Origin of the sequence: Candidatus Rhodoluna planktonica, assembly GCF_001854225.1 — a bacterium.
Classification (GTDB): Bacteria; Actinomycetota; Actinomycetes; order Actinomycetales; family Microbacteriaceae; genus Rhodoluna; species Rhodoluna planktonica.
This window is the reverse complement of the sequence record NZ_CP015208.1, coordinates 527175-553970: the sequence shown is the minus strand read 5'-3', so window position 1 is coordinate 553970 and position 26796 is coordinate 527175. Positions and strand designations below refer to the sequence as shown.

Annotated in this window: 23 protein-coding genes and 2 tRNA genes; 8 read left to right on the top strand and 17 right to left on the bottom strand. The window is 51.8% G+C overall.

Annotated features, from left to right (window positions below; all coding sequences use genetic code 11):
- Positions 1–26 precede the first annotated feature (26 nt).
- Entirely contained in the window at positions 27–650 is a 624-nt protein-coding gene (locus A4Z71_RS02770; RefSeq protein WP_236858552.1) for a vitamin K epoxide reductase family protein, read from the top strand.
- Between the two features lie 101 nt (positions 651–751).
- On the opposite strand, the gene ndk is transcribed toward A4Z71_RS02770, so the two are convergent.
- The 4 genes from ndk to ileS are packed head-to-tail and all read right to left on the bottom strand — an operon-like array spanning position 752 to position 6116.
- The gene (gene ndk, locus A4Z71_RS02765) at positions 752–1162 is read right to left on the bottom strand and encodes a nucleoside-diphosphate kinase (RefSeq protein ID WP_070954432.1); all 411 of its coding nucleotides are present in this window, start codon (positions 1160–1162) and stop codon (positions 752–754) included.
- A 5-nt stretch (positions 1163–1167) separates the two neighbouring features.
- Positions 1168–1533: a DUF4233 domain-containing protein gene (locus A4Z71_RS02760; RefSeq protein ID WP_158512772.1), complete on the bottom strand. Its 366-nt coding sequence runs from the start codon at positions 1531–1533 to the stop codon at positions 1168–1170.
- Positions 1526–2899 carry a bifunctional folylpolyglutamate synthase/dihydrofolate synthase gene (locus tag A4Z71_RS02755; RefSeq protein ID WP_070955220.1) on the bottom strand — a complete coding sequence of 458 codons (1374 nt, stop codon included), beginning with the start codon at positions 2897–2899 and terminating at the stop codon, positions 1526–1528. Before A4Z71_RS02755 ends, A4Z71_RS02760 begins: the two co-directional genes overlap by 8 nt.
- Positions 2892–6116 carry an isoleucine--tRNA ligase gene (gene ileS / locus A4Z71_RS02750; protein WP_070954430.1) on the bottom strand — a complete coding sequence of 1075 codons (3225 nt, stop codon included), beginning with the start codon at positions 6114–6116 and terminating at the stop codon, positions 2892–2894. The genes A4Z71_RS02755 and ileS overlap by 8 nt, the downstream gene beginning before the upstream one ends.
- Before the next feature lie 80 nt (positions 6117–6196).
- Here ileS and valS point away from each other — a divergent pair, with 80 nt between their 5' ends.
- Positions 6197–8821, top strand: a complete 2625-nt coding sequence (valS, locus tag A4Z71_RS02745; protein ID WP_070954429.1) for a valine--tRNA ligase — start codon at positions 6197–6199, stop codon at positions 8819–8821.
- Here valS and A4Z71_RS02740 read toward each other — a convergent pair.
- From A4Z71_RS02740 to A4Z71_RS02710, 7 genes are all read right to left on the bottom strand, one after another.
- The gene (locus A4Z71_RS02740; RefSeq protein WP_236858551.1) at positions 8818–9426 is read right to left on the bottom strand and encodes a LysE/ArgO family amino acid transporter; all 609 of its coding nucleotides are present in this window, start codon (positions 9424–9426) and stop codon (positions 8818–8820) included. The genes valS and A4Z71_RS02740 overlap by 4 nt on opposite strands.
- On the bottom strand, positions 9423–10625 hold the full coding sequence (locus A4Z71_RS02735) for a benzoate/H(+) symporter BenE family transporter (protein ID WP_070954428.1): 1203 nt from the start codon (positions 10623–10625) through the stop codon (positions 9423–9425). Before A4Z71_RS02735 ends, A4Z71_RS02740 begins: the two co-directional genes overlap by 4 nt.
- A 6-nt stretch (positions 10626–10631) precedes the next feature.
- A complete protein-coding gene (gene clpX / locus A4Z71_RS02730; RefSeq protein WP_070954427.1) occupies positions 10632–11906 on the bottom strand; it encodes an ATP-dependent Clp protease ATP-binding subunit ClpX in 1275 nt (424 codons plus the stop codon).
- A 61-nt stretch (positions 11907–11967) separates the two neighbouring features.
- Positions 11968–12597: an ATP-dependent Clp protease proteolytic subunit gene (locus tag A4Z71_RS02725; protein WP_070954426.1), complete on the bottom strand. Its 630-nt coding sequence runs from the start codon at positions 12595–12597 to the stop codon at positions 11968–11970.
- A gap of 12 nt (positions 12598–12609) precedes the next feature.
- The gene (locus tag A4Z71_RS02720) at positions 12610–13191 is read right to left on the bottom strand and encodes an ATP-dependent Clp protease proteolytic subunit (protein ID WP_193402156.1); all 582 of its coding nucleotides are present in this window, start codon (positions 13189–13191) and stop codon (positions 12610–12612) included.
- Between the two features lie 139 nt (positions 13192–13330).
- The gene (gene tig, locus A4Z71_RS02715) at positions 13331–14644 is read right to left on the bottom strand and encodes a trigger factor (RefSeq protein ID WP_070954425.1); all 1314 of its coding nucleotides are present in this window, start codon (positions 14642–14644) and stop codon (positions 13331–13333) included.
- A 52-nt stretch (positions 14645–14696) separates the two neighbouring features.
- Positions 14697–14773: transfer RNA gene (locus A4Z71_RS02710), tRNA-Pro, on the bottom strand.
- A gap of 106 nt (positions 14774–14879) precedes the next feature.
- Between A4Z71_RS02710 and A4Z71_RS02705 the strand changes: the two genes are divergently transcribed.
- A tRNA-Gly gene (locus A4Z71_RS02705) sits at positions 14880–14950 on the top strand.
- Between the two features lie 5 nt (positions 14951–14955).
- Here the strand turns inward: A4Z71_RS02705 and A4Z71_RS02700 are convergent.
- From A4Z71_RS02700 to A4Z71_RS02690, 3 genes are read right to left on the bottom strand one after another with little or no spacing between them, the layout of a single operon-like run.
- Complete coding sequence (locus tag A4Z71_RS02700; protein WP_070954424.1) at positions 14956–15759, bottom strand: Fpg/Nei family DNA glycosylase; 804 nt, start codon at positions 15757–15759, stop codon at positions 14956–14958.
- Positions 15760–16230 (bottom strand): ribose-5-phosphate isomerase, encoded by a 471-nt coding sequence (locus tag A4Z71_RS02695; protein ID WP_070954423.1) that lies wholly within the window; start codon positions 16228–16230, stop codon positions 15760–15762.
- Positions 16231–16243: 13 nt separating this feature from the next.
- Complete coding sequence (locus tag A4Z71_RS02690; protein WP_158512771.1) at positions 16244–17368, bottom strand: cation:proton antiporter; 1125 nt, start codon at positions 17366–17368, stop codon at positions 16244–16246.
- Positions 17369–17483: 115 nt separating this feature from the next.
- Between A4Z71_RS02690 and pepN the strand changes: the two genes are divergently transcribed.
- The 3 genes from pepN to A4Z71_RS02675 are packed head-to-tail and all read left to right on the top strand — an operon-like array spanning position 17484 to position 21365.
- A complete protein-coding gene (gene pepN / locus A4Z71_RS02685) occupies positions 17484–20033 on the top strand; it encodes an aminopeptidase N (protein ID WP_070955217.1) in 2550 nt (849 codons plus the stop codon).
- Positions 20033–20923 (top strand): mechanosensitive ion channel family protein, encoded by an 891-nt coding sequence (locus A4Z71_RS02680; protein ID WP_070954421.1) that lies wholly within the window; start codon positions 20033–20035, stop codon positions 20921–20923. Before pepN ends, A4Z71_RS02680 begins: the two co-directional genes overlap by 1 nt.
- A 37-nt stretch (positions 20924–20960) precedes the next feature.
- Positions 20961–21365, top strand: a complete 405-nt coding sequence (locus A4Z71_RS02675; RefSeq protein ID WP_070955216.1) for a globin — start codon at positions 20961–20963, stop codon at positions 21363–21365.
- An 18-nt stretch (positions 21366–21383) separates the two neighbouring features.
- Here the strand turns inward: A4Z71_RS02675 and A4Z71_RS02670 are convergent, their stop codons facing one another.
- Positions 21384–22052 (bottom strand): DUF8185 domain-containing protein, encoded by a 669-nt coding sequence (locus A4Z71_RS02670; protein WP_070954420.1) that lies wholly within the window; start codon positions 22050–22052, stop codon positions 21384–21386.
- Between the two features lie 35 nt (positions 22053–22087).
- On the opposite strand from A4Z71_RS02670, the gene A4Z71_RS02665 reads away from it, so the two are divergent.
- Complete coding sequence (locus tag A4Z71_RS02665) at positions 22088–22993, top strand: acyl-CoA thioesterase (protein WP_070954419.1); 906 nt, start codon at positions 22088–22090, stop codon at positions 22991–22993.
- 78 nt (positions 22994–23071) lie between these two features.
- Positions 23072–24427, top strand: coding sequence for a transaminase (locus tag A4Z71_RS02660; RefSeq protein WP_070954418.1), 1356 nt, complete (start codon positions 23072–23074; stop codon positions 24425–24427).
- Positions 24428–24483: 56 nt separating this feature from the next.
- On the opposite strand, the gene ettA is transcribed toward A4Z71_RS02660, so the two are convergent.
- Positions 24484–26166 (bottom strand): energy-dependent translational throttle protein EttA, encoded by a 1683-nt coding sequence (gene ettA, locus A4Z71_RS02655; protein WP_070954417.1) that lies wholly within the window; start codon positions 26164–26166, stop codon positions 24484–24486.
- 142 nt (positions 26167–26308) lie between these two features.
- Positions 26309–26755, bottom strand: a complete 447-nt coding sequence (locus tag A4Z71_RS02650; RefSeq protein ID WP_070954416.1) for a single-stranded DNA-binding protein — start codon at positions 26753–26755, stop codon at positions 26309–26311.
- Between the last annotated feature and the right edge of the window lie 41 nt (positions 26756–26796).

Genomic DNA, 26796 nt, shown 5'->3' with positions numbered 1-26796 from the left:
GCAATTAGCCATGCGATACTGAAAATGTGAGCGCAAAACACGAAGAGAATCTAATCTCAGCACCTAAGTCTCTAGCCTGGTTGTTACTGATTGCCGGAGCAGTTGGCTGGTATGGATCCTTCATGCTGACTTTGGATCGATTGAAAGTATTAGCCGACCCAGCAACTTCGCTAGCCTGCGACATTGCGTCATTTATTTCCTGCAAGTCGGTCATGCTCAGCTGGCAGGCTAAAATTTTCGGATTCCCAAACCCACTTATCGGAATAGCCGCATTCGTTGCCCCAATCGCCGTAGGTGTTGCCGTCCTCGCTGGTGCGAAATTTAAAGCGTGGTTTTGGCAGGCATTCCTGGCTGGAACCTTCTTGGGTTTTGTTTTCGTGCTCTGGCTGTTCGATCAGGCTGTTTTCTCAATTGGTGCCTTATGCCCCTGGTGCATGGTTGCTTGGGCGGGCATGATCCCAGTTTTCTGGTCGACTCTGCTGCTTGGAACTCGCGAGGGATTCGTGCCGGTACCGACCAAAACCATAAATTTCTTCGTGGCTGCCTTTGACTACAAATGGGTCTTCATCGTGGTTACCTACTTGGCAATTGCCGTCACCATCGCGGTCAAGTTCTGGAGCTTGTGGTTGCAATTTTTCAGCAACCTATAGTCGCAAAGCGGAACGCTTCCCCAGATCATTCAAGTTCGCTGCGAGCCGCCAATTGATTTGCCCTGGCTAATCAGCAGAAACGATGCCCGCTAGGCGGCTGGCTAGAACCAGAGCGACAATTCGCGCTTAGCTGATTCGACAGAATCTGATCCGTGCACAAGATTCTGCTGAACCTTCAGACCCCAATCCCGACCAAAATCACCGCGGATGGTGCCCGGTGCTGCAACGGTAGGATCGGTAGCCCCGGCCAAAGCTCGGAAACCCTCAATCACCCGATTGCCCTCAAGCTTGATAGCTACGACATCTCCTGATGCCATGAAATCGACCAGTGGCTCATAGAAAGGTTTGCCGACATGCTCTTCATAGTGCTTGGCCAATAACTCACGCGAAGGAGTGAACTTTTTAAGGTCGGCCACTACGTAGCCTTTGCGCTCGAGGCGAGCGATAATCTCGCCGATTAGATTGCGCTTCACACCATCTGGCTTGATTAGTACAAGTGTCTGTTCTGTCATTGTCTTTACTCCGTTGTTAGCTGTTGAGCTTTTTCATAGGCCCGACGCGCTTTATCGATGGTGCTACCTGCGAGCATTGCCCAAGCCCAAAGGCAAATAAAAATGGCTCCAACCACATACATCAGCGGAACCCAAATACCGAGGGAAATTACAACCAACTGCAGAAAGGTTCCCCAGTAGTAGGAAAACGGCTTTCCCAAAATAGCCGGCGTGGCAATTAAGACAAAGGCCAAGGTTAGACCTACACCCCAAACTACGGGGCCGTCAGCAACTTTTAGCCCAAAAGCCACCAGGGTTGCAAAAAACACCACAAATGATTCAAAGGCAAGCAACATTGAACCAAGGGTTCGTTGGGTTGATCTGCTAGACATCTTCTTCCTCATCCAGTTGCACGTAACTCATTAGGTCTCCGATAAGCGTAATCGAGCCGGTTGCAATCACCATCGCGCCCGGGATCTGCTCAGCAAGCTCCGAAGCGCGACGCAAGGCTAGTGCTGGCTTGGGTTCAACCTCAATTTGATCGAAGTCAAAGTAGTCTTGCGCGAGCAACTCGAGTTCTTCAGATGGAATTGCCCGAGCTGATGAAGATTGCGTCAGAATAATCGAGTCAAATCTCGAAGCAAACGCGCCCAGTATTCCGCGCGCATCTTTCTCGGCAAGTACCGAAACTACACCGATAACCGCCCGACCCGGTAAAACCGAATTCAGCGCTTCCACCAAAATCTCAGCACCGGCAGGATTGTGTGCGGCATCGAAAATAATCAGTGGTTCTGGGCTGATAATTTGAAGTCTTCCAGGGGATGACATGTCTGCCGTGGCAGCCCTCACCACATCATCCATCAGCCGCTGCTCGCCGCCACCGATGAACGCCTCTACAGCCGCAACGGCAAGGGCAAGATTTTGCGCCTGGTGCAGGCCTAAAATCGGAAATTTTAATTCGACGTATGAGCCAGCAATATTGCGCAGGGCAAGCTCTTGACCAAAACCTAAGCCAACACTTGATTCGACCTCAAAATCAGAGCCATAGTGGAAGATTTTTTCAGCTCGCTCTGCCGCCACCGCGTCAAGCACTGCCTTGGCGGCCTGGGACTGCGGTGCCGAAACAACGATTGACCCCGCTTTGATGATGCCCGATTTAGTTGTCGCAATTTCGGCAATTGTTTCACCGAGTCGATCTGCGTGGTCCATGCCGATTGGGGTGAATACCGAAACATCACCGTCGGCGATGTTGGTGGCATCCCACTCGCCGCCCATGCCAACTTCGAGAACCAAAACATCTACTGGCGCATCCGCGAAAATCGCAAAACCTAAGACAGCCAGCAATTCAAAAAATGTCAGCGGCTCATCGCCGGCAGCAATCAATTCACTATCGACAAATTCAACAATTGGCTCAATTTCAGACCAGATTGAAACCAATCTTTCATTAGTTACCGGCTCGCCGTCGATACTGATGCGCTCATTCAGCGAGACCAGGTGAGGGCTGGTAAAACGACCGACTCGAAGGCCCAACTCTCGCAAAATTCGATCGATAAAGCGAACAGTGCTGGTTTTGCCATTTGTTCCGGTGACATGAATGACGCGATAGCTTTTCTGAGGGTCGCCCAAGAGTTCTGCCAACCGAGCGGTCGGTGCGAGGCGAGGACGAATTTTATTTTCTGGAACACGCGAGAGTAGTTTTTCTTGAACTATCTGCGCCGCCGCTAAAAACTCGTCTTCATAGTCGAGGTCGTCAACCAAGTTTTGCCACCTTGATTGCCACAAACAAATCGTTACCCACGGTTGCCCCGGCTGAAACAGGCTCTTCTTTGGTTTCCAATTGAAGGGTGAGCGTCTCAGCCATAACCAGGGCTTGGTGTGCACCAACTGCTGCAATAACCTCGGCAGAACCAGTTAGCGACAGAGCAATTCGATCGCTGACATCGAGATCTGCGTCTTTACGAGCCTGCTGGACCGCACGAATCACGTCGCGTGCCAGTCCTTCAGCCTCAAGCTCTGGGGTTAGTTTGCCGTCAAGAATCAAGAAACCACCACCGGTGAGAATGCCGATGTGATTGGTCGCATTTTGCTCGGCATCGGTATCGGCTACCAAGTTGATTTCGTACTCACCCTCGATAAGAGCAATACCGCCGGCGACAACCGATCCGCTATCCTCAACCCAGTTGCCCGACTTAGCCGCGGCAATTACAGCCTGAACGTCTTTCCCGATTCGTGGGCCGGCAGCGCGTGAGTTTACGGTTAGGCGCTTGGTGACCCCAAATTCAGATGTTGAGTCGAGAGAAAGCTCAACCAGATCGACCGCTTTCACGTTCAATTCGTCAGTCAAAATCGATGAAAAATCGCTGAGCAAATTGGCATTTTTGGTGACCACAGTGAGCTTGGCCAACGGCAAACGAACACGCAAACCCGCTCCTTTTCGCAGCGCCTGAGCGCTAGAGCTAATGGCACGTACTTTATCCATGGCCTCTACCAAAGCGGCATCGGCTGGGAAGTTTTCTGCATTCGGCCATGATTCGAGGTGAACACTGCGACCGCCGGTTAGACCCTGCCAAATTTCTTCGGTAACCATTGGCAGTAGCGGCGCTGATACTCGACAAACTGCTTCGAGCACGGTGTACAAAGTGTCGAATGCTTCGGGTGAGCCATCCCAGAATCGATCGCGTGATCGACGCACGTACCAGTTGGTCAAAAGGTCAGCAAAATCGCGCAAGCTGGCCGCGGCCGAATACGAGTCGTAGCGATTGAAATGCCCTTCAACCTCAGTGATCAAATCGCTGGTTTTTGCCAATAGGTAGCGATCTAGCACGTCTTGACTCGAAAAACTCGTTTTCGCTTCGTACTTGGCAGCATTCGCGTATAGCGAGAAGAAGTACCAGGTGTTCCACAGTGGCAGCAGCACCTGGCGCACACCCTCGCGGATACCCTGCTCGGTTACGATCAGGTTTCCGCCGCGCAAGATAGGGCTGGACAGCAAGAACCAACGCATCGCGTCGGCACCGTCGCGGTCGAACACCTCGTTTACATCCGGGTAGTTTCTGAGCGACTTCGACATTTTTTGGCCGTCATTGCCAAGGATGATGCCGTGTGAAATAGCCGATTTGAATGCTGGGCGGTCGAACAGCGCGGTCGATAAAACGTGCAGTGTGTAGAACCAACCACGAGTTTGGCCCACATACTCAACAATGAAATCGCCAGGGTTGTGCGTTTCAAACCAATCGGTGTTTTCGAACGGATAGTGAACCTGGGCATAAGGCATCGAGCCCGATTCGAACCAGCAGTCGAGTACTTCAGGCACTCGGCGCATCATTGATTTTCCAGTTGGATCATCTGGATTCGGTCGGACTAGTTCGTCGATGTAAGGTCGGTGGAAGTCGGTCGGCCGCACACCGAAGTCTCGCTCAATCTCATCCAGTGAGCCGTAAACATCAATGCGTGGGTAGTTTGGATCGTCAGATTTCCAAACTGGAATTGGCGCACCCCAGAAACGGTTTCGGCTGATTGCCCAATCGCGAACATTTTCGAGCCACTTACCGAATGAACCATCTTTGGTGTGCTCTGGGGTCCAGTTGATTTCTTGATTTAGCTCAAGCATGCGCTCGCGGAGCTTGGTTGTTTCGACAAACCAAGAAGAAACAGCTTTGTAAATTAGCGGGTTCTTGCAGCGATAGCAGTGCGGGTAGGGGTGCTCAAACGAAGCCTGGCGCAACACACGTGAGTTGGCCTTAAGTAATTGCGAAATCGGTTTGTTGGCCTCAAAAACATGCTGGCCAACAAAGTCAGTTACTAAAGAGTTGAAGCAGGCTCGCTCATCAACGCTGACATAGGTTGGAATTCCGGCAGCGTTACAGACCCGCTGGTCATCTTCACCGTAGGCGGGTGCTTGGTGGACGATTCCGGTGCCGTCGCCGTCGGTGACGTAATCGTCAACTAAAACTTGCCAGGCATTGGCAACATCGAATTTTTCTGAATCGGCGTAGTAATCAAACAGACGCTCGTAACGAATGCCGGCAAGTTCAGATCCGTCAAACTCTTCTTCGATTGCGGCTAGAGCAGCCTCTGCATCGGCGTAGCCCAAATCTTTGGCGTAAGCACCAACTTGGGTTTTTGCCAGGATGAATTTGCCGCCCAGGCCATCAGCAGACCCTGCTTCACCGGCAGGAATCAAAACGTAGCGAATCTTCGAACCCACAGCTAAGGCAAAGTTGGTCGGCAGTGTCCACGGGGTTGTTGTCCAAGCTAGCAACTTTGCTTGAGCGAATTTTTGACCATCAGAAATTGGGAAAGTGACGGTTAGGGTTTGGTCTTGACGCTGACGGTAAACCTCGTCATCCATTCGAAGTTCGTGATTGGAAAGCGGAGTCTCACAGCGCCAGCAATATGCCAGCACCTTGAAGCCCTCGTAAACCAGACCCTTTTTGTGAAGTTCACTAAAAGCCCAAATCACGCTTTCGGTGAAACTTGCATCCAATGTTTTGTAGTCGTTGTCGAAATCTACCCAGCGAGCCTGGCGAGTAACGAAGGTTCGCCAGTCTTCGGTGTATTTCAGCACCGAGGTTTTGCAGTACTCGTTGAACTTGTCGATGCCGTATTTTTCAATCTCGGGGCGGCCAGAGATTCCTAGTTGACGCTCGGCCTCAACCTCGGCTGGTAGACCGTGGGTGTCCCAACCGAAACGACGCTCCACGCGGTACCCCTGCATGGTCTTGAAGCGAGGAATCATGTCCTTCGCATAACCGGTCAGCAGGTGACCGTAGTGTGGCAAACCGTTGGCGAAAGGAGGGCCATCGTAAAAGACAAACTCTTGTGCATTCTCGGCAGCGCGTTGATCAATTGAGGCCTGAAAAGTTGAATCCTGTTGCCAGAACTCAAGAATCTGCTCTTCAATCTTTGGAAAACTCGGACTTGGATTCACGCCATCGCGCGCATCATTCGAGGCTTTTTTATTCTTCGGATACATTCAGAGCTTTCAGTTCAAGCAGCAAGACTTACCTCAACAATGTTAACCTGTTACCAACCCGTTTTTTGGAGACTTTCAGCGTGAATACTGCCCAATCTGCTTCTAGCATCAACATCCTGGCAAAAGCCACCACACCAGAGAAGGTCGGTGTCGAAGGCCTAGAAGAAAAGTGGTCAAAAAACTGGGACGAGAATTGCGTCTACAGTTTTGATCGCAGCGCTGACAAAAGCCAAATCTTTTCGATAGACACCCCACCACCAACGGTTTCGGGGTCGCTGCATGTCGGCCACGTTTTTAGTTACACCCACACCGACGTTGTCGCCCGATTCAAGCGCATGCGAGGCCTTGAGGTTTACTATCCAATGGGCTGGGATGACAACGGTTTGCCAACCGAGCGACGAGTTCAGAACTACTTCGGTGTCCGTTGCGATCCAAGTCTTCCCTACCAGGAAAATTTTGTTCCACCATTTGAAGGTGGCGACAACAAGAGCAGCAAAGCCGCTGATCAGCTTCCGATTTCGCGTCGAAACTTTATTGAGCTTTGCGAAAAGCTGACCAGCGAAGACGAAAAACAGTTTGAGGCCCTCTGGCGCAAACTTGGCCTTTCGGTCGACTGGAGCCAGACTTACCAAACTATTTCGCCCGATGCAATCGCTGTTTCACAGCAAGCTTTCTTGAATAACCTAGCCCGCGGCGAGGCTTACCAATCAATGGCACCAACCCTCTGGGATGTCACGTTCAGAACCGCGGTTGCGCAAGCTGAGCTAGAAGACCGAGAACAGCCGGGAGCGTATCACAAATTGGGTTTCAACGGCCCCGACGGCAAAATCTTCATCGAAACCACAAGACCAGAATTGCTACCTGCCTGTGTTGCACTTGTGGCCCATCCCGATGACGAGCGATACCAAGGACTGTTTGGTAAAACCGTTCGCACTCCCCTATTTGATGTTGAGGTTCCGGTCGTTGCTCACCGGTTAGCGCAAATCGATAAAGGCACCGGCATCGCCATGATCTGTACTTTCGGTGACGTAACCGACGTGATTTGGTGGCGTGAGCTCGATCTTCCGAATCGCGCCATTATCGGGTTCGACGGTCGAATCATCGATGAATGCCCGGAAGCGATAACTTCGCCGGCCGGAGTTGCAGCTTTTGCCGAACTTGCTGGCAAAACCGTGTTCTCAGCCAAGGCCCGAATTGTTGAACTGCTGCAAGAATCCGGTGACATGATTGGCGAGCCTAGAAGCATCAGCCACGACGTAAAGTTCTTCGAAAAAGGCGATAAGCCGCTCGAGATCGTGTCAACCCGACAGTGGTACATCCGCAACGGTGGCCGAGACGCCGCTATCCGTGAGCGTCTCATCGAGTTGGGTAAAGAGCTCAAATTCCATCCAGATTTCATGCGTGTTCGATACGAAAACTGGGTCAACGGTCTCACCGGAGACTGGCTGATCTCTCGCCAACGTTTCTTCGGTGTCCCAATTCCGGTTTGGTACCGTCTTGACGAATCTGGAAATCCAGATTTTGAGTCACCGCTGGTTCCGCAAAGCTCGCAGCTGCCGATTGATCCATCCACAGATGTTCCCGACGGATTTAGCGAGGCGCAACGCGATCAGCCTGGCGGTTTTACCGGTGAAATGGACATCATGGACACCTGGGCCACATCGTCCTTAACTCCGCAGCTTGCCGGTGGCTGGCTTGCCGATCCAGAGAAGTTTGCCAAGGTTTTCCCCTACGATCTTCGCCCGCAGGGTCAGGACATCATCCGCACCTGGCTATTCTCAACAGTGTTGCGAGCTCAGCAAGAACACGGATCACTTCCTTGGTCTGATGCGGCCATTTCAGGATGGATTCTCGACCCAGATCGAAAGAAAATGTCGAAATCGAAGGGCAACGTTGTCGTGCCGGCCGAGCCAATTGACAATCACGGAGCGGATGCTGTCCGTTACTGGGCTGCGTCGGCCCGACTCGGCACTGACGCCGCTTTTGACGAAGGGCAGATGAAGGTTGGTCGACGACTGGCCATCAAGATTCTGAACGCAGCCAAGTTCACCCTTTCGTTTGATGTACCCGAGGGTGAGTTCTCGGTCAGTGAACCAATCGATGCTGCAATGTTGTTGGCACTTGGCGATGCGGTTAAGGCAGCGACCGAGGCTTTTGAAAACTACGACCACACCAAGGCTCTAGAGACAGCAGAGCGCTTCTTCTGGACTTTCACCGATGATTACCTCGAATTGGTTAAAGAGCGCGCCTACAACGCCGAGGGTCGCTATTCAGCACAAGCCCAAGCATCGGCTGCCTTCGCGCTGCGTCGGGCATTGCACACGATGCTTCGCCTTTTCGCACCATTCTTGCCGTTTGCCACCGATGAGGTTTGGAGCTGGTGGCAATCTGCCGCGGGTTCGATTCACCGTGCTAGTTGGCCAACCGCCGAAGAAGTTACTGACGGTCTAGATTTCGGCTATCACGGCCTGCTTGAGTTGGCGACAACCGCAGTTTCTGGGGTTCGTAAAGCGAAATCCGATGCCAAAGTTTCGATGAAGGCACCAATTCAGTCAGCGACCCTGCAGGCTCCTGCCGCTGTGCTCACGTCGATGCGACTGATTGAAGCTGACCTCAAGTCCATCGGCAAAATCAGCGACTTGGCTTATGCCGAAGCCGACGAACTTGCCATGGTAGACATCGTCTTGGCTGAGGTTACCGACTAACCAAGATTGGTATTGAAAACCAGGCTGATGGCGATGGCGGCGATAACCAAAGCCACCAGTCGATCGAAGATTTTCCAAAACCTAGCGCTCGAGGCAAATTTAGACAGCGCCTTGGCGGCGTAGCCGAGTCCGGTGAACCAGAGGACCGAGCCGGTCATTGCTCCGATGGCAAACATCCAGCGGTCTTGACCGAATTGGTTGGCAATACTGCCCAGCAGGATAACGGTGTCGAGATAAACGTGTGGGTTTAGATAGGTAAGCATCAACGCTGTTGCGGCGGCAGCCCAACGACCTGATTTAACTTCCGCGGCTGGCTTCAGCGAAGAGTGCTGATTCGATTGCAGCCAGGTTCTAATTGCAAACCAGAGCAGGTAAGCAACGCCCAGCCACTTGACCAGTTGCAGCAACCAAGGTAGCGCAGAAATTGCGGCACCTAAACCGGCTACACCGAGAAAAATAAGCAGTGCATCCGAGAGCGCACAAATCAAAACAATCAGGCCAATGTTTGATTTAGCCAATCCCTGGCGCAAAACAAAAGCATTTTGGGCACCGATGGCGATGATCAGCGATAGCCCCATGGCTAATCCGGCAAATGCTGCGGTCACTTCTTGCCCTGCTTTTCTCTAGTCCAAGCCATCATCAGCAAACCGGCTAGAAGAGCCCAGAAAGCCGCACCAATTGAAAGGAAACTGACCGAGGATGCGCCAACCAGGAAGGTAAGCACCGCCGGTAGCCTCAAGCGAGGATCTTCGGTTGCTTGGGCCAGCGCACTAGTAATCGTGCCAACGAGGGCCAAGCCAGCAACCGTCAAAATTAATTCGCGTGGAGTCTGGTGCACGAAGGCGACCAACGCTGGGGTGGCCAGCGCCAAAAGGACATATTCAACACCGCCCAAAACGGATGCCAGCCAGCGCTTACCTGCCTCTGGGTGTGCCTGCTCATTGGCATTTATCGCTGCGGTTATAGCGGCTAGGTTCAGGTTGAAGCCACCAAACATTGAACCGAGGACGCTGGTTAGACCGGTTGTAACCATGACTGGCTTGAAAGGGACATCGAAACCAAAGGTTTTCATGATGGCAATTCCCGGAACATTTTGCGATGCCATGGTGACTAAATACAGCGGAATTGAAATACCGATTATTGCTGCCAAATTAAATTCGGGCGCGACAACAACCAAGTGTGGCACTAGCGAATTTTGTTCGAGCTTGATGCCTTCGAAAATTGACACCAGTGAGAACACCACGACCATTGCCGCTGGAGCGGCCCAAATTTGCGCGACCCTAAAAAGAACGAACCAAACCAAAATTGCGGGGAAAACAATAAGCGGCCAATTTGACGCGGCTTGAAAAGGGGCAAGACAAAAACTAAAAATTACTCCGGCAAGCATCGCCGATGCGATTGGTTTTGGGATGGATGCAACCAGCCGCCCCAGAGTCGGCCAGAAGCCGGTCAGGGCTACGAGTACACCTGAAACCATGAAGGCGCCAACCGCAGTGTTGAAATTTAGGCCTCCCTGACTAACCAGCCCACCGCTGGCAACCAGTAACGCCCCGCCTGGAGTGCTCCAGACAATTGAGATAGGCATTTTGTATCGCCAACTGAGCAATACCGAAAGCAAACCGTAAAACAACAGCATGATGAAAACTGCAGATGCTGTTTGTTCGGTGCTGGCGCCCAGTGAAAGAAATGCTGCTAAGACGATGCCAATGCTCGCGGCAGTTCCGGTTACCGAGGCAACTGTTCCGGCCAGAAAAGGCGCAACTAGGTCTTTTGCAGAAATCTGCAATTTATTGGCTTGAGTCATTAGAAATTAGGCGGTTTTTTCTCGAGCAACCTTGAACGGTATGAGTTGCGGCTCAGCTTTATCAACTACCACCGATTTGGTAATGAGAATTGTCCCCTGCTGCTCGCTACCTGGAATTTCAAACATAACCGGACCAAGGATTTCTTCCATGATTGCCCGCAGACCTCGAGCACCGGTTTCGCGTTGGACAGCCAAGTCGGCGATGGCCTCGAGGGCATCTTTCTCAAATTTGAGGTCGAAGCCGTCAAGCTCAAACATGCGTTGGTACTGCTTTACCAAGGCATTCTTTGGTTCGGTAAGGATTGCAATCAGAGCAGGGCGATCTAGTGGCGTAACCGTAGCCATCACCGGCAGTCGGCCGATAAATTCGGGGATGAGCCCAAATTTGCGCAAATCTTCTGGCTGGACCTCGTTGAAGATTTCAACCTCGTCACTTTTACCGGCGATAGGCGCACCAAAGCCGATGCCTTTTTTACCGGCACGGGCAGAAATAATCTCTTCTAAACCAGCAAATGCTCCGGCAACGATGAACAAGACGTTTGTCGTGTCAATTTGGATGAATTCCTGCTGCGGATGTTTTCTGCCACCCTGGGGTGGCACAGATGCGACAGTACCCTCAAGAATTTTGAGAAGCGCCTGCTGAACACCTTCGCCAGATACATCGCGGGTAATCGATGGATTCTCGGCTTTGCGAGAAATTTTGTCGATCTCGTCGATGTAAATGATGCCAGTCTCAGCACGCTTGACATCAAACTCTGCAGCCTGAAGAAGTTTGAGCAGAATGTTCTCGACATCTTCGCCGACATAGCCGGCCTCGGTCAGAGCAGTGGCGTCAGCCACGGCAAACGGAACGTTTAGGCGCTTAGCCAGAGTTTGAGCTAAATAGGTTTTGCCACAACCGGTTGGGCCAATCATCAAAATGTTGGATTTGGCAATTTCAATCGAGTCGTGATCTTTACCTGCAGCGGTCAGTGTTCCTCGAGAGCGCAGGCGTTTGTAGTGGTTGTATACGGCCACGGCCAGGGCTTTTTTTGCCTGATCTTGACCAATTACGTACTCGTCCAGAAAAGATTTAATCTCTTTGGGTTTTGGTAAATCAAGTTCTTCAACAACCTCGGCTGTTGCGTTGCCGAGCTCTTCTTCGATTATTTCGTTGCAAAGCTCGATACATTCATCGCAGATGTAAACCGATGGCCCGGCAATTAGTTTGCGAACCTGCTTCTGGCTTTTGCCACAGAAGGTACATTTCAGGAAATCGCCTGATTCGCCAAGCTTAGTCATGTAAAAACTTTATGCCTTTAAAGAAGAAATGCGGGCTTAAACTCGCCCGCATTTCAGCCAATTACGCGTTTTTTCTTGAAGTCAAAACCTGGTCGATTAGGCCGTATTGCAACGCTTCCTCGGCGGTAAGAATCTTGTCGCGGTCGATGTCTTTGTTGACCTCGGCAACCGAGCGCTTTGAATGTTTTGCCAAAGTGCTCTCTAGCCACTCGCGCAATCGCATAATTTCGCGAGCCTGAATCTCGATGTCTGATGCCTGACCTCGACCCGCGTCACCGGTTGACGGCTGGTGGATAAGAACTCGCGCATTTGGCAAGGCCAAACGCTTTCCTGGTGCTCCTGCTGCTAGTAGCACTGCAGCCGCAGACGCAGCTTGACCCAAACAAACAGTTTGAATTTGAGGACGGATGTACTGCATGGTGTCGTAGATCGCAGTCATAGCGGTGAACGAACCACCCGGTGAGTTGATGTACATGGTGATATCTCGATCTGGATCTTGAGATTCGAGCACCAACAACTGAGCCATGATGTCGTCGGCGGATGCATCATCAACCTGAACACCCAAAAATACAATGCGGTCTTCAAAGAGTTTGTTGTATGGGTCCTGGCGTTTGAACCCGTAAGAGGTTCGCTCTTCAAAGGTAGGAAGAATGTAGCGAGCCTCAGGGCTTCTGAATAGCTTGTCAGTCATTTTTACCTAGCCTTAGTTATTTCCGACACCGGTAGCAGAACCGGCAAATTCTTGAATGTGGTCGATGAATCCGTACTCGAGGGCCTCTTGAGCGGTAAACCAGCGGTCACGATCGCCGTCTTGCATGATTTGCTCGACAGTTTTGCCGGTTTGTTCTGCAGTGATGCTTGCCAGCTGCTTCTTCATCGACATGATTAGTTCAGCCTGAGTCTGAATGTCTGACGCGGTTCCGCCAAACCCACCGTGCGGCTGGTGCAATAGCACACGTGTGTTCGGGGTTGCGTAACGCTTTCCCTTGGTTCCTGAAGAGAGCAAGAACTGCCCCATTGATGCGCACATACCGATTCCAACCGTGACAATGTCGTTTGGAACATATTTCATGGTGTCGTAAATTGCCATACCCGCAGTAATTGAGCCACCGGGTGAATTTATGTAAAGGTAAATGTCTTTGGTTGAATCTTCAGCTGCAAGCAACAGAATTTTGGCGCAAATTTCATTTGCCATGTCGTCGCGAACTTCTGAGCCAAGCCAAATAATGCGATCTTTAAGAAGTCGCTCGAAGGTGCTGTTTGGCATCTGAGGTGCATCAGCCATTGAAAATCTCCCTTTTCAAATAGGTACCTGATAAAGATAACCAGCATCGGCCAGAAAAATGATGCGTGTTCGCCCCAGGCTAAAGACACCATTAAAAATAAAAAGACCCCGCCGAGGCAGGGTCTTTTTGGGAAAGAACTTAGTGGTCGTGACCCTCGTGAGAGTCGCCGTCGTCAAGGGTTACCTTGTTGAACTCGGTTAGGTCAACCTTATTTCCGGCCGAGTCAACAACCTCGGCTTTTTCAAGCACAACGGCTAGAGCCTTGCGGCGAGCCACCTCAGCCACAAAAGCGGGAACCTGACCCTGCTCGCTAATGGTCTTAATGAAGTCGTTTGGTGCCATGCCGTACTGCTGTGAAACCTGCACTAGGTAGTTGATTAGCTCTTGCTCGCCAACCTGGATTTCTTCTTTTTCGACGATTGCATCAAGCAACATCTGAGTTTTGAAGTTCTTAGTGCTGTCTTCGGTTACCTCAGCGCGGTGCTTGTCATCTTCGAGTCGGCCTTCGCCTTCAAGGTGACGGTGCACCTCAGCCTCGACTAGTTCTTGTGAGACCGGAACATCATTTTGCTCGAGCAGCTTCTCGGTTAGCACCTGACGGGCCTGAACACCCTGGTCAAATACCTTTGACTGCGCGATTGACTTCTCAAGAGCTGCTTTAAGCTCAGCCAAAGTGTCGAATTCGCTGGCCAGTTGAGCGAAGTCGTCGTCTGCCTTAGGCAATTCGCGCTCTTTTACAGCTTGCAAGGTGACAGAGATTTCTGCATCTTGCCCTTTAGCCTCGCCACCAACTAGTCGCGACTTGAAAGTTGTCGATTCGCCGGCGGTTAGGGTGTCTAGCGCGTCGTCGATGCCATCGAGTAGGTTGCCTGAACCAATTTCGTAAGAGATGTTCTCAGCCGCATCGATCTGCTTGCCATCAATTGTTGCGGTGAGGCTGATGGTGGTGAAGTCACCCTTCTTAGCAGGACGATCTACAGTCTTCAATGATCCGAAGCGTGCGCGAAGAGCGTCTAGTTCAGCTTCAACATCCTTTTTGTCAACCTTGACCTCATCAACGGTCAGTTTGATGCCGGCGTAGTCTTTGAGCTTGATTTCTGGACGAACCTCAACCTCAATCTCAACGATTAGGTCACCCTCGAAAGTTTTTTCGTCTGGAGTCTGCTTGACATCTGCCTGAGGCTGGCCAATTGGGCGAAGTTTGTGCTCTTCAATTGCAGCGCGGTAGAGGCCGTCAAGACCGTCGTTGATTGCGTGAGCCAAGATTGCTGGACGCCCGACACGCTGGTCAAGGATTGCGGCTGGAACCTTACCTTTGCGGAACCCAGGGATGTTCACGCCTTCGGCAATGTGCTGGTAAGCGTGATCAATACTTGACTTGAAATCAGCTGGATTAGCCTCGATGACAAGCTTTACGCGTGTTGGGTTTAGTGTTTCGACCTTGGTCTTCAACTTGCTCTCCTAAAAGATAAGGCCCGCGTACTTTACGCGGGCCACCATCCGGTGGTCGGGATGACAGGATTTGAACCTGCAACCCCCTGTACCCAAAACAGGTGCGCTACCAAATTGCGCTACATCCCGGTGGATTTCTCAAGAAAATCATTGTTTTCTCGAAAACGACCTCGGTCAGTCTATCCCATAGAATAGGGTGGTGTTGTTCGAAATCTAAAAAAGGTTTCAACGCCATGCGGATGTAGCTCAATGGTAGAGCCTCAGTCTTCCAAACTGATGGTGCGGGTTCGATTCCCGTCATCCGCTCTGAGTTAGACGCCCTGGCAGTTAGGGCAAAAATACAACTTTCTTGTCGCCATAAGGTCGATTGCCACGTTTGCGCCGCAATTCCGACAGGGCAAACCCTCCCGCTTATAAACAAAATTGCGCTCGGCTTTGGTCGGGCGCTTTGTGAACAGCTCGTCTCTTGTGATCATGTAGCCGGTTTTGACGCCGACCTGCATCAACGCAACGGCATCATCCCAGATGGCTTCGATTTCTTGCCCGGTCAGACTGCTACCGAGCCGGTATGGGCTTATTTGCGACCTGAAAAGCAGTTCGGCGCGATAGACGTTGCCGATACCGGCCACGACGGACTGATCCATCAGCAACAAACCAATCGATTTTTTAGATTTCTTGATCTTTTCAACAAATTGTTGCTTGGCCATGCCGTCCGGGTCTCGGTTCAACGGATCTGGCCCGAGCCGGTTGAAAATTGGCTGTAGTTGCTCTTGGGTAAGCACCTCGCAAGCGGTTGGTCCGCGCAAGTCGGCAAGGTGCGTACCATTTTCAAATCTGGCTCTAACCTGCCCCTGCGGTTCGGAAAATTCTCCTTCAGCAGAACTTTGCCAGCTCCACTTTCCGTAAATACCTAAATGGATTCGCAACACGAGTTCGTTTTCAAATTGGAGGAAAAGCTGCTTTCCAATTGCGCTGGCTGAGTCAAGAACCCGTCCATCGACTAAACGGGCATCCTCTTGAAATCTGCCCTGCGGCGAGTGAACCTTCAGCGGTGAACCAGCGAATAACTTGTTGAACTGTTTCGCACTTCGATGAACGGTGTGACCTTCTGGCACTTAGAGAATTTCTCCGGTGTTTTCGTAGGCTGCGATTTTGCCGATTCTGCGTGCATGGCGCTCATCGTGACTAAACGGCTCAGCTAAGAAGATTTCAATTAGCCGAAGCACCTCGTCGTTGGTGTGCTGTCGGGCCCCAACCGCAATCACGTTTGCATCGTTGTGCTCTCTCGCAAGGCGAGCGGTAGCCTCGTTCCAAACCAAGGCAGCCCTAATGCCCTTCACTTTGTTGGCGGCAATCTGCTCACCGTTTCCAGACCCACCTAGAACGATACCCAGCGAGAACACCTGTGCCTGTTGGTCGGCCATTACCGCAAGTGCCGCATTGATGCAGAAACTTGGGTAGTCATCGAGAGGGTCATACTCGGTTGGCCCGTGGTCGAAAACCTCGTGCCCCTGCTGATGTAATTGCTCGATTAAGTAGTGGCTTAGGTCGAGACCGGCATGGTCGGTGGCAATGTGTACTCGCATTTTTCTTCCTTGTTTAGGCCTCAAATTTACTTCTGAAAAGCCGCAGCACAATCGATGATGCAACTGTTGTCAAAAGCACATAGGTCAGTGTGACTGTTTGGATTTGCCCACCCAGTGCGCTCTGCGCTGCCAAGGCGGCGATCACGATGGAAAACTCGCCGCGTGGAATCAGGAAGGCTCCGGCCCGGTACCAGGCCATCGAGTCGGACATGTCTTTCGCGAGCCACCATCCGGTGAACATCTTTCCGGCGATGCCCAAAACCGCCAGTAACAGCGCGAGTGGCAATGCCGCAGGAATGTCGATCGGATTGACCCCCAAACCGAAAAACAAGAAGAAGATGGCGGCAAACAAATCTCGAAGCGGCGCAAGTCGGCCACGCACAGTATTGGCGACCTCGCCGGTGAGCACCAAACCAACCAAGAACGCAGCTACCGCGGATGAGAAACCCACTAGTTCGGCGGCACCTGCCGCCGCCAGCGCTGCACCGAACACTGTGAGCAGCAAAGCACCAGGCGACTGAGTGTTCAGAATTTTACCTAGCGCATTTTCACCTTTGAAGCTAACTACTAGGGCAAGGGCTGTCATGGCAATCGCCAAGCTGACCGAGATTAGGCCGGTCATAGCACTGGCGCCAGAAATCAACGCAGTGAGTAGCGGTAGGTAAGGCGCCAGCGCGAGATCTTCAATTACCAAAGCTGAAGTAACGCGCCTCGAAAGCTCTGATCTTTGCCAACCCGACTCGCGGATGAGCTGCGCCGCGATTCCCGATGAACTTACGTAGGTAATTCCACCCAGCAAAATGGCGCCGATGAAACCCCAGCCCAGCACTAGAGCGACCGCGGCACCTGGAATGGCATTGGCCAGAAAGTCGATTACGCCAACTGAACGACGCTTTTTTATTGCCGAAGCCAGTTCTGGCCCGGAATACTCAAGCCCCAAAAGCAGCAAGAGCAGAATTGCCCCAATTTGAGCACCGGTGGTGAGAAATTCTTCACTCAAACTGAGCGGAACTAGCCCACCTTCGCCAAGAGCTAGTCCGAGTACCAGATAAACCGGCACCACTGAGAATTTGAATTTTGATGCGAAGAAGGCGGAAACTCCGAGAACAAGCAGCAGCAATCCGATTTCCGCAAGCATCAAGCTCTGGCTCACTGAAGTGGGTGCGGAGGTCAAGATGCCGGTCATTTTACGATTATCGCACCCGCTTGCCTTGGTTAGGCTAATAGGGCTACTAACAGACTCGGAGATCGAATTGCCTGGCCAAAATCTAACTCAAATTGAAGCAATCGAACGCGCAGCAAAAATTCAGGTGCAGAACTACCTGGTTCAGCTTGATTTGACTGCCAACGAAAAGACATTTCGCTCAAAAACAACGGTTCACTTTTCGGCCCTAGCCGGAGCGAAAGACACTTTTATCGACGCAATCACCGCTGAAGTTCACTCGCTTACCCTCAACGGCAATTCAATCGACAAAAGTGCCGCTGACGGCAGCCGCATTGCACTAACAGGCCTTCAAGAGCAAAACGTATTAGTGGTTGATGCCGATTTCTTTTTCATGAACACCGGCGAAGGCCTTCACCGATTCGTCGACCCTGTCGACCAAGAGGTCTACCTATACACCCAGTTTGAAGTTCCTGACTCGCGACGCATGTTTGCTGTCTTTGAGCAGCCAAACCTAAAGGCTGAATTTACTTTTGAGGTAATAGCTTCAAGCCGTTGGAAAGTAATTTCCAATCAGGCTTTGGCAAGCAAAGAAGAACTCTCAGCTGGCAACGCTCGATTTGTCTTCAAAACCACGCCAAAGATTTCCAGTTACATCACAGCGCTAGTTGCTGGCCCATACCACGAGGTGAGAAGCGAACTCACCTCGTCGGACGGCCGCATAATTCCGCTTGGCGTATTTTCTAGGGCCTCGCTAGCCGAGTATCTGGATGCCGACTACATATTCGAGAAGACCCGCCAAGGTTTTGAATTTTTTGAAAGCAATTTCAAGCTGGCATACCCCTTCGAAAAATATGACCAGCTTTTTGTACCTGAATTCAACGCTGGGGCCATGGAAAATGCCGGTTGCGTCACCTTTACCGAGAATTACGTTTTCCGTTCAAAAGTTTCAGACGCTACTCGTGAACGCCGCGTTGTGACAATTTTGCACGAACTGGCCCACATGTGGTTTGGCGACCTCGTCACCATGGAGTGGTGGAACGACCTATGGCTAAACGAGTCATTTGCCGAATACGCATCTACCTTGGCCACCGCTGAAGCCACCGAATGGCACGGCGCCTGGACCACCTTTGCCTCGCTAGAAAAATCTTGGGCATATCGTCAGGACCAACTACCTTCTACCCACCCAATCGTCGCGTCAATCAAAGATCTCGAAGATGTTCTAGTGAACTTCGACGGCATTACCTACGCCAAGGGCGCTTCGGTTTTGAAGCAACTGGTTGCCTGGGTTGGTCAAGACAAATTCATGGCTGGTGTTGCCAAGTATTTTGAGAAGCACGCCTGGGGCAACACCCAACTGAAAGATCTTTTGGCTGAACTTGAGGCAGTTTCAGGTCGAGATTTGAGTGAGTGGTCGGCCCTATGGCTGGAGACCGCCGGAGTAAACACGATGAAGCCTGCAATTGAGACCGATGGCTCGGTGATCAAGTCTTTTGCGATTATGCAAACGGCTATCAAAGAACAGCCGACAATTCGCCCACACCGCATGGCGGTGGGTTTCTACAACCTGATCGATGGCAAGGTCATTCGTACCAACCGAATCGAACTTGACGCTGATGGCGCTCAAACCATGGTGACCGAGGCAGTTGGCCTAGAGTTACCAGATCTGATTTTGCTCAACGATGACGATCTGGCCTATACCAAAATTCGACTGGATGAGAAATCCTGGAAATTTGCGATCGAGAATCTAGGCAAGATTGATGATTCCCTCGCTCGCAGCCTCATTTGGGGTGCTGCTTGGGATGCAACTCGAGATGCTGAAACTCCAGCTCGCGACTTCATCCAGTTGGTGCTAAACAACATCGCGTTTGAAACCGAATCAACCACGGTACTGACTTTGTTGCGTCAACTACTGATCGCCGCGAAACAGTTTGTTGCACCGGAAAACCGCGACGCCGAAGTTGCGCGAGTTGCCGATGAATTGCTCGAATTAGCCACGCTGGCAAAACCCGGGTCAGACTCGCAGTTTCAGTTCGCTAAGTTTTTCGCGCAGTTTGCCTGCGCAGATAGACACTTCGACGCGCTCGAAAAACTTCTTTCACAAAAACTGCAACTATCCGGCTTGGAAATCGATACCGATTTGGCTTGGGAGTTACTAACCGGTCTTGTCGTCGGCGGCAGAAAAACCGCAACCGACATCGACCAGATGCTCGCCAAAGACAACACGTCTAATGGCCAGCGCGCGGCAATCGCGGCACGAGCCGCTATTCCTACTGCCGAGAGCAAGAAGGCAATATGGCAGCAACTCACCACGGATAAGTCGCTTTCGAACGTCTTGGTCGATGCCGGCAGCTTGGCCTTTGGCAGAACGCTGGATGACTCACTGATTGAACCTTTTGTGGCTCCCTATTTTGAGGCTGTCCTCGAACTGTGGAACAACAACACCTTCAAAATCGCCGAATACCTGATCGAGAATTTGTACCCGACAGGTTTGGCATCGAATGAGCTGGTTGCTTTGACCGCGGCCAAACTGCAAGACTCTCAAGTGCAGCAGATTCCGGCACTGAGCCGAATTTTGCTGGAGAGCAAGGCCAATGTCGAGCGCGCCCTTCGTGCGCAGCAAAAAGATAGCGAGAATTAATGTCGTTGACCGCAATCCCAAACTGGTTGGTTGAATTCTGGACTGACTGGGGTTCTCTGGTGCGGGTCGGAATCATCCTGTTGCTCGCGGTTGTGCTGCGACTCATGCTGCTTGCTTCGGTGAAAAGGATTGTCTCGACGATTTCAAGCGGAAGCAAAAAAGCTGAGGATGACTCACCGGTAACTAAGGCGCGCATTGGTCAACGAGCTAAAACGATTGGTTCGGTGCTAAGTAACTTCATCACCTGGGGCATCACGCTAGTCACCCTCTCGCTGCTGCTAAGCGAATTTGGTATTGCCGTCGGTGCACTCATCGCCGGTGCCGGAATTGTTGGGGCCGCGGTCGGTTTTGGTGCTCAAAGTTTGGTTCGAGACCTAATTTCGGGACTGTTTATTGTCTTCGAGGATCAATTCGGGGTTGGCGACAGCGTTGACCTCGGGCAAGCTAGTGGCGTCGTTGAGTCGGTGGGGCTTCGGGTCACCCAGGTGAGAGATGCCTCAGGAACTCTCTGGTACGTGCGTAACGGAGAGATCTTGCGAGTCGGTAACCAGTCGCAGGGATGGTCGCGCCTGATTCTCGACGTTGCGGTTTCAGCAGATTCTGACATCAATAAGGCTAAAAAAGTAATCGCTGAAGCCTGTCAATCAGCCGCGCAAAGTGAAGAACTTTCCGGCCGACTCATCGGTGCACCAGAGGTCTGGGGGCTCGAAGCGATCAGCGGAGACCAATTAGTCTTCCGAGTCACCCAGCAGCTGAAACCGGGCGAACAAGATTTGGCCGGCCGCATTTTTCGATCAACCATCAAAAACTCTCTCGATAAGGCAAAGATTGAGCTTTCTTCTACGGCTCCAAAAATCTCTGTCAATTTGAGCCGAGATACTCGTGGCTAACGGATTTGAGGATGCTGGTCGAGTCGAATCGGTTCGAATTCGAAAGCCCGGCGGTGACTTCGCTGAAGGAAATTTCTTTGAACAGGTTGGCGGCAGCGAAACTTTCGACAAGTTGGCGACAGTTTTTTACCAGCAGGTAGCCGAGGATGAAGTTCTACGCCCGATGTACCCCGAAGAAGATTTAGAACCGGCAAAAGAACGCTTGAGAATGTTTCTGGAACAGTATTGGGGTGGGCCCACCACCTATCAGCAGTTGCGCGGTCATCCTAGATTGCGAATGCGGCACTCACCTTTTCAGATCAACCCAGACGCTCGTGAACGATGGCTGAGGTGCATGCGTGTTGCTGTCGATTCTTTGGCGCTAAGTCCGCTCGCTGAGGCTCAACTCTGGGGCTATCTAGATAGAGCAGCCACCGCGATGCTAAACACTTTCGACGACTAGCAATCGGTAAAAGCAAAGTTATAGAGACGCAAACTTAATCGCGGCTTTGGCCAACACGTGACCGTGCATCGAACTTAGTCGCACCCAGCCATCGGTTTGAAAAACGCCAACTTCTTCGTTTTCGGTCAAAAACCCTAATCCTGCCGCGACAAAAGCAGCACCGGTTGGCAGTTTCGATTCAAGATCTATGCCACGGCCCCAAATTTCACCGCGGATGCGAGCGGCAATTGGGCCACCCACCGACTCGGGAAGTGCGGCAGCTACCTCAGCGATTCCCTCTCGTGCAATATTTGTGATTTTGGTTTCATTCAGTGTGCCGGTTTGCACCCAACCTTGGCGCGGTGGCGAGATACCTGCCCAGACAGCCCGTTGCGGCAGAGGCAACTCAAGTTTTACTGGCCCATCGGTTCGCCCGCTCAACTTGGCAATTCGATCGAGAACAGCCGAAATCGAAACAACAACGTCAAGCTCAACTTCCTGGTAAAGTTCGGTGGTTCGCAGACCAAGCACTGTGGGGCCAGCATCCATCAGACTGCCCGAAAAAATTGGGGCGACGTAACTTGCCAAAATACTCCCAAAAGCTCGGAATCGGACCATTCCCTCGGAGTCGAGTCGTTTGGCGCGAGTCAAAAATGACTGCATGTCGAGCAGGCTTTGCTGATCGGGTAACACAAAATGCTTTTCCATGACCTGTCTAAACTAGCCTTAAAAATCCAAGTTCAATGTCAGGAGTCGAATTGAATCTGCCACTTCCGAGCGACCCAGTCGCACAGATGTTGCACGCGTTCGATCTAAGTGATGATCAGGGCGCAAGAACGACCGAGGACATTTTTGTAGGCCCATCACAGTGGATGCCTCACGGCCGAGTATTTGGTGGACAGGTTCTTGCCCAAGCACTAATAGCAGCGTCTAGGACTGTGGCCGATCGCGCGGTGCACTCGATGCACGGCTACTTTTTGCGACCCGGAGACATGGATCTGCCAATCACCTTTTCGGTCGATCGCCTACGCGACGGTCGCTCTTTCGGCACCAGGCGAGTCCAGGCATTTCAGAAGGGCGAGGCGATATTTTCGATGATTGCCTCCTTCCAAGAGTCAGACACTGGACTGGAACATCAAGAGGCATTTCCTGCAGACATCCCAGACCCAGAAACACTCCCCTCGGCTGCCGAATTAATCGGCGACAATCCCCATCCAGTTGCGCAATATTGGGCCAAAGCCAGGCCGTTTGATATCAGACACATACCTTCGGCAATCTATTTCACCGTTGAGTCCGAGCAGGTTGCACATCAAGCCGTTTGGATAAAGTCGCTTAGGCCACTCCCGGCTGACCAAATCATTCACACAGCGGCTTTGGCCTATGCCAGCGACTACTCCATCCTGGAAAGCATCTACCGGCGTCACGGAATTTCTTGGTCACATCCAGGCGTGAAGACCGCCAGCCTGGATCATGCGATGTGGTTCCATCGCCCTGCAAAAGTAGACGAGTGGCTGCTATACGTGCAAGAGTCTCCGAGCGCGCAAGGTGGGCGAGGTCTCGCTCTTGGCCGAATATTCAATCGCGGTGGCCAACTTGTCGCCACGGTTGCCCAAGAGGGTATGGTTCGCGTGCCTGTCATGGCAAAATAAAAACCAATTCCTCTGGAGTTCGGGCAGTAGTCGATTCATTGAAGAGTCGGCGGGGGACCCAGTTTGGCACTGATTCAAATGATTAATCGTCAAAAATTAGCAACTCTCAACGAGCGCGAACAGCAGCAGTTTGCCGCGCGAAACCAAAAATCAAAGGCAGCCTATGAGCGAGCCGATCACCTTTTTGGTCGCGTTCCCATGACTTGGATGAACAAGAAGGCCGGCGGTTTTCCGGTCTATTTCGACCGTGCCGTGGGTAACCGAATTTGGGACATTGATGGCAATGAGTACATCGACTTTGCCCTTGGTGACACTGGTGCCATGGCCGGCCACTCTGCGCCCGAAGTCGTCGACGCGGTTGAACGTCGAGTGAAAACCTTGGGTGGCGTAACTACGATGATGCCGACCGAAGACGCCGAGTGGGTTGCCGCAAATCTCTCAGAGCGTTTTGGCATGGCTAAGTGGTCGTTCTCGCTTACTGCAACGGATGCCAACCGCTGGGCGATCCGCCTGGTCCGTGCAATCACCGGCAAACCGAAGATTCTTTTCAACAGCTACTGCTATCACGGTTCGGTTGACGAATCTCTTATTGTGGTAGGCCCAGACGGGCAGGGAATGGACCGCCCCGGTAACGTGGGCGCTCCGGTAGATGTAACCATGACGTCGAGAGTCGCCGAATTTAACGACTTGGTCGGCTTGGAAGAGCAGCTTCGAAACGGCGATGTCGCTGCGGTGCTGATGGAGCCAGCAATGACCAATATTGGAATTGTGCTTCCGGAGCCGGGCTATCTGGCAGGAGTTCGTGAGCTAACTCGCAAGTACGATGCACTGTTGATCATCGATGAGACTCACACATTTTCGGCCGGCTGGGGCGGAATGACGATGCGAGACAATCTTGAACCAGATGTTTTCGTCATCGGTAAGGCGATTGCCGGAGGTATCCCCACGGGCGCCTACGGGCTCAGCGCTGAATTTGCTGATCGAGTGCTAGCCAGAACGGACCTAGACCTTATCGACATGGGCGGTGTGGGCGGAACACTGGCCGGAAATCCACTTTCGGTCATCGCCATGCGCGCCACTCTAGAAAACGTGCTTACCAAAGACAACTTCGAAAAAATGATTGATTTGGCAACGTACTTCACCGACGGAGTGAATGCCTTGTTTGACAAGTATCAACTGAATTGGTCAATCAACCAGCTTGGTGCACGCGCTGAGTATCGCTTTGCGAAGCCATACCCAAAAAACGGCACTGCCGCGCATGAGGCTGCAGATTACGAGCTCGAAGACTTCTTGCATCTCTATCTGGCAAACCGAGGAGTGCTCCTGACACCATTCCACAACATGGCACTAATGTGCCCGACAACCACCAAGGCAGACATCGACGTCCACAACCAGGTTTTTGAAGCTGCCATCAAAGAGCTTTTAGAACAGTAAACAATTTCTGCAATAAAAAAGGGCCGGAAGTTATCCGGCCCTTTTTTATTTGCTAACTAATCGCGAGTTAGTCGACGGTAGGTAGAGCGGTGGGGCTTAGCCGCTTCTGGCCCCAGTCTGGCAATTTTGTTTTCTTCGTAGGCTTGAAAGTTTCCTTCGAACCAGTACCACTGGTCTGGGTTTTCATCGGTGCCTTCATAGGCCAAAATGTGGGTGGCAACGCGGTCTAGGAACCAGCGATCGTGAGTGATCACAACAGCACATCCAGGGAACTCTAGCAACGCATTTTCAAGCGAACCCAAGGTCTCGACATCTAGATCGTTGGTTGGCTCGTCGAGCAGCAAAAGGTTTCCGCCCTGCTTTAGGGTGAGTGCGAGGTTGAGGCGGTTTCGCTCTCCACCAGACAAAACGCCAGCCGGTTTCTGCTGATCGGGGCCTTTAAAACCAAACGCAGCAACGTAGGCGCGTGACGGCATCTCTTGATTTCCGACCTGCATGTAGTCGAGGCCACCCGAAACGACTTCCCAAAGAGTTTTTTCGGGGTCGATACCCTCTCGTGACTGGTCAACATAAGAGATTTTGACAGTCTCGCCAATTTTTAGCTCGCCGCCGTCAAGCGGTTCTAAACCAACAATGGTTTTGAACAGCGTCGACTTACCAACACCGTTCGGGCCGATAACGCCCACGATTCCGTTGCGCGGCAAGGTGAAACTTAGCCCGTCAATCAGGCTTCGACCGTCGAAACCCTTCTTTAGGTTTTTGGCCTCGATGACAACATTGCCAAGGCGCGGGCCAGCTGGAATTTGAATTTCTTCAAAATCGAGCTTTCTAGTGCGATCGGCTTCAGCAGCCATTTCCTCGTACTTAGCCAAACGAGCTTTTGATTTTGTTTGACGAGCTTTAGGACTTGAGCGAACCCATTCGAGTTCTTCTTCTAGACGCTTCGCCAGTTTGGCATCTTTCTTGCCTTGCACTGCCAAGCGCTCGCGCTTTTTATCTAGATAGGTTGAATAGTTGCCTTCGTATGGATAGGCGCGACCGCGATCGAGTTCCAGAATCCATTCGGCGACGTTGTCGAGGAAGTAACGATCGTGAGTTACCGCCAGTACCGCACCCGGATATTTGGCCAAGTGCTGCTCTAACCAGAGGACCGACTCAGCATCTAGGTGGTTAGTTGGTTCGTCAAGGAGCAACAGATCAGGTTTTTCGAGAAGCAACTTACAAAGCGCCACTCGGCGACGCTCACCTCCGGAAAGGTGAGTTACTGGAGTGTCTCCTGGCGGACAACGCAGTGCGTCCATCGCTTGCTCAAGTTGGCTATCAAGATCCCAGGCGTCAAGGTGGTCAATTTCCTCTTGAAGCTGGCCCATCTCGGCTAGCAGGGTGTCAAAATCGGCATCCGGTTCTGCCATCTGAGCCGAAATCTCATTAAATCGATCGAGCTTAGCTTTGGTGTCTTTTACGGCCAGTTCAACGTTTCCCAACACGGTTAGGTTTTCATCTAGTGGCGGCTCTTGCATGAGCATGCCGACGCTGAAGCCAGGGCTTAGCCGCGCTTCACCGTTGCTTGGGGTATCTAAACCAGCCATGATTTTCAAAACCGAGGATTTTCCGGCACCGTTTGGTCCGACTACGCCGATTTTGGCTCCGGGATAGAACGCCAAAGTTACGTCATCAAGAATTACTTTGTCGCCGTGCGCTTTTCGCGCCTTAATCATCTGATAGATGAATTCAGCCATTTATGAAGATCACTTTCAAGTCGTTGACCGATCGTGAAAACCCCACTCGGCCAAGTTAGCAACTTGAGTTTAGCTCAAGGGCTTAGCTATTGCGCCGAGTGGGGCACGCCGACAAACTCGAGGGGTTGAGCTCGTCGGATTCTTAGGCCTTAGCGGCCTTTTCTTTCAGAACTTCGGGTTTCCCATCTTGGCTGGGGGCCGAATTTTCGGAATTGTTTTCGTCTTCACGTACCAGAATCGTCCTGGTGAAATTGTTAGTGCCCCAGGTAAGGTCGTGACCGATGGTTTCGGCTTCAATCTCGACTGAGGTTCCTGCTCGTTCACCGTTGTCCCAGTCGCGGATGCGCAATTTTCCTGAAACTAAGACTCGATCGCCCTTGTTTACTGAAGATGCCGAATTGATGGCCAATTGCCTAAAGCCAGTAACCGTGTACCAGTTGGTTTCGCCATCGAGCCAGCGGTTTTGGGTGCGGTCAAAACGGCGATTCGCAGCAGCCAAGCGAAAAGAAGTTATAGGCAGGCCGTCTTGGGTTACCAGGTGCCTTGGTGTGGTGGCCACCAACCCAGCCACCGTGATTGTCTCTGTCATGTGAATACCTTTCTTTTGGTATTCAAAGTGTGACTTTAGAA

What these genes read in the sequence shown, in the direction of transcription:
- A4Z71_RS02760 (WP_158512772.1), bottom strand. Translation starts at nt 1,533, where the DNA reads ATGTCTAGCAGATCAACCCAACGAACCCTTGGTTCAATGTTGCTTGCC.
- ettA (WP_070954417.1), bottom strand. Translation starts at nt 26,166, where the DNA reads ATGGCTGAATTCATCTATCAGATGATTAAGGCGCGAAAAGCGCACGGC.
- A4Z71_RS02725 (WP_070954426.1), bottom strand. Translation starts at nt 12,597, where the DNA reads ATGACTGACAAGCTATTCAGAAGCCCTGAGGCTCGCTACATTCTTCCT.
- clpX (WP_070954427.1), bottom strand. Translation starts at nt 11,906, where the DNA reads ATGACTAAGCTTGGCGAATCAGGCGATTTCCTGAAATGTACCTTCTGT.
- A4Z71_RS02665 (WP_070954419.1), top strand. Translation starts at nt 22,088, where the DNA reads ATGTCAGGAGTCGAATTGAATCTGCCACTTCCGAGCGACCCAGTCGCA.
- A4Z71_RS02695 (WP_070954423.1), bottom strand. Translation starts at nt 16,230, where the DNA reads ATGCGAGTACACATTGCCACCGACCATGCCGGTCTCGACCTAAGCCAC.
- A4Z71_RS02660 (WP_070954418.1), top strand. Translation starts at nt 23,072, where the DNA reads ATGATTAATCGTCAAAAATTAGCAACTCTCAACGAGCGCGAACAGCAG.
- A4Z71_RS02735 (WP_070954428.1), bottom strand. Translation starts at nt 10,625, where the DNA reads ATGACTCAAGCCAATAAATTGCAGATTTCTGCAAAAGACCTAGTTGCG.
- ileS (WP_070954430.1), bottom strand. Translation starts at nt 6,116, where the DNA reads ATGTATCCGAAGAATAAAAAAGCCTCGAATGATGCGCGCGATGGCGTG.
- A4Z71_RS02690 (WP_158512771.1), bottom strand. Translation starts at nt 17,368, where the DNA reads ATGCTTGCGGAAATCGGATTGCTGCTGCTTGTTCTCGGAGTTTCCGCC.
- ndk (WP_070954432.1), bottom strand. Translation starts at nt 1,162, where the DNA reads ATGACAGAACAGACACTTGTACTAATCAAGCCAGATGGTGTGAAGCGC.
- A4Z71_RS02670 (WP_070954420.1), bottom strand. Translation starts at nt 22,052, where the DNA reads ATGGAAAAGCATTTTGTGTTACCCGATCAGCAAAGCCTGCTCGACATG.
- A4Z71_RS02720 (WP_193402156.1), bottom strand. Translation starts at nt 13,191, where the DNA reads ATGGCTGATGCACCTCAGATGCCAAACAGCACCTTCGAGCGACTTCTT.
- A4Z71_RS02680 (WP_070954421.1), top strand. Translation starts at nt 20,033, where the DNA reads ATGTCGTTGACCGCAATCCCAAACTGGTTGGTTGAATTCTGGACTGAC.
- A4Z71_RS02650 (WP_070954416.1), bottom strand. Translation starts at nt 26,755, where the DNA reads ATGACAGAGACAATCACGGTGGCTGGGTTGGTGGCCACCACACCAAGG.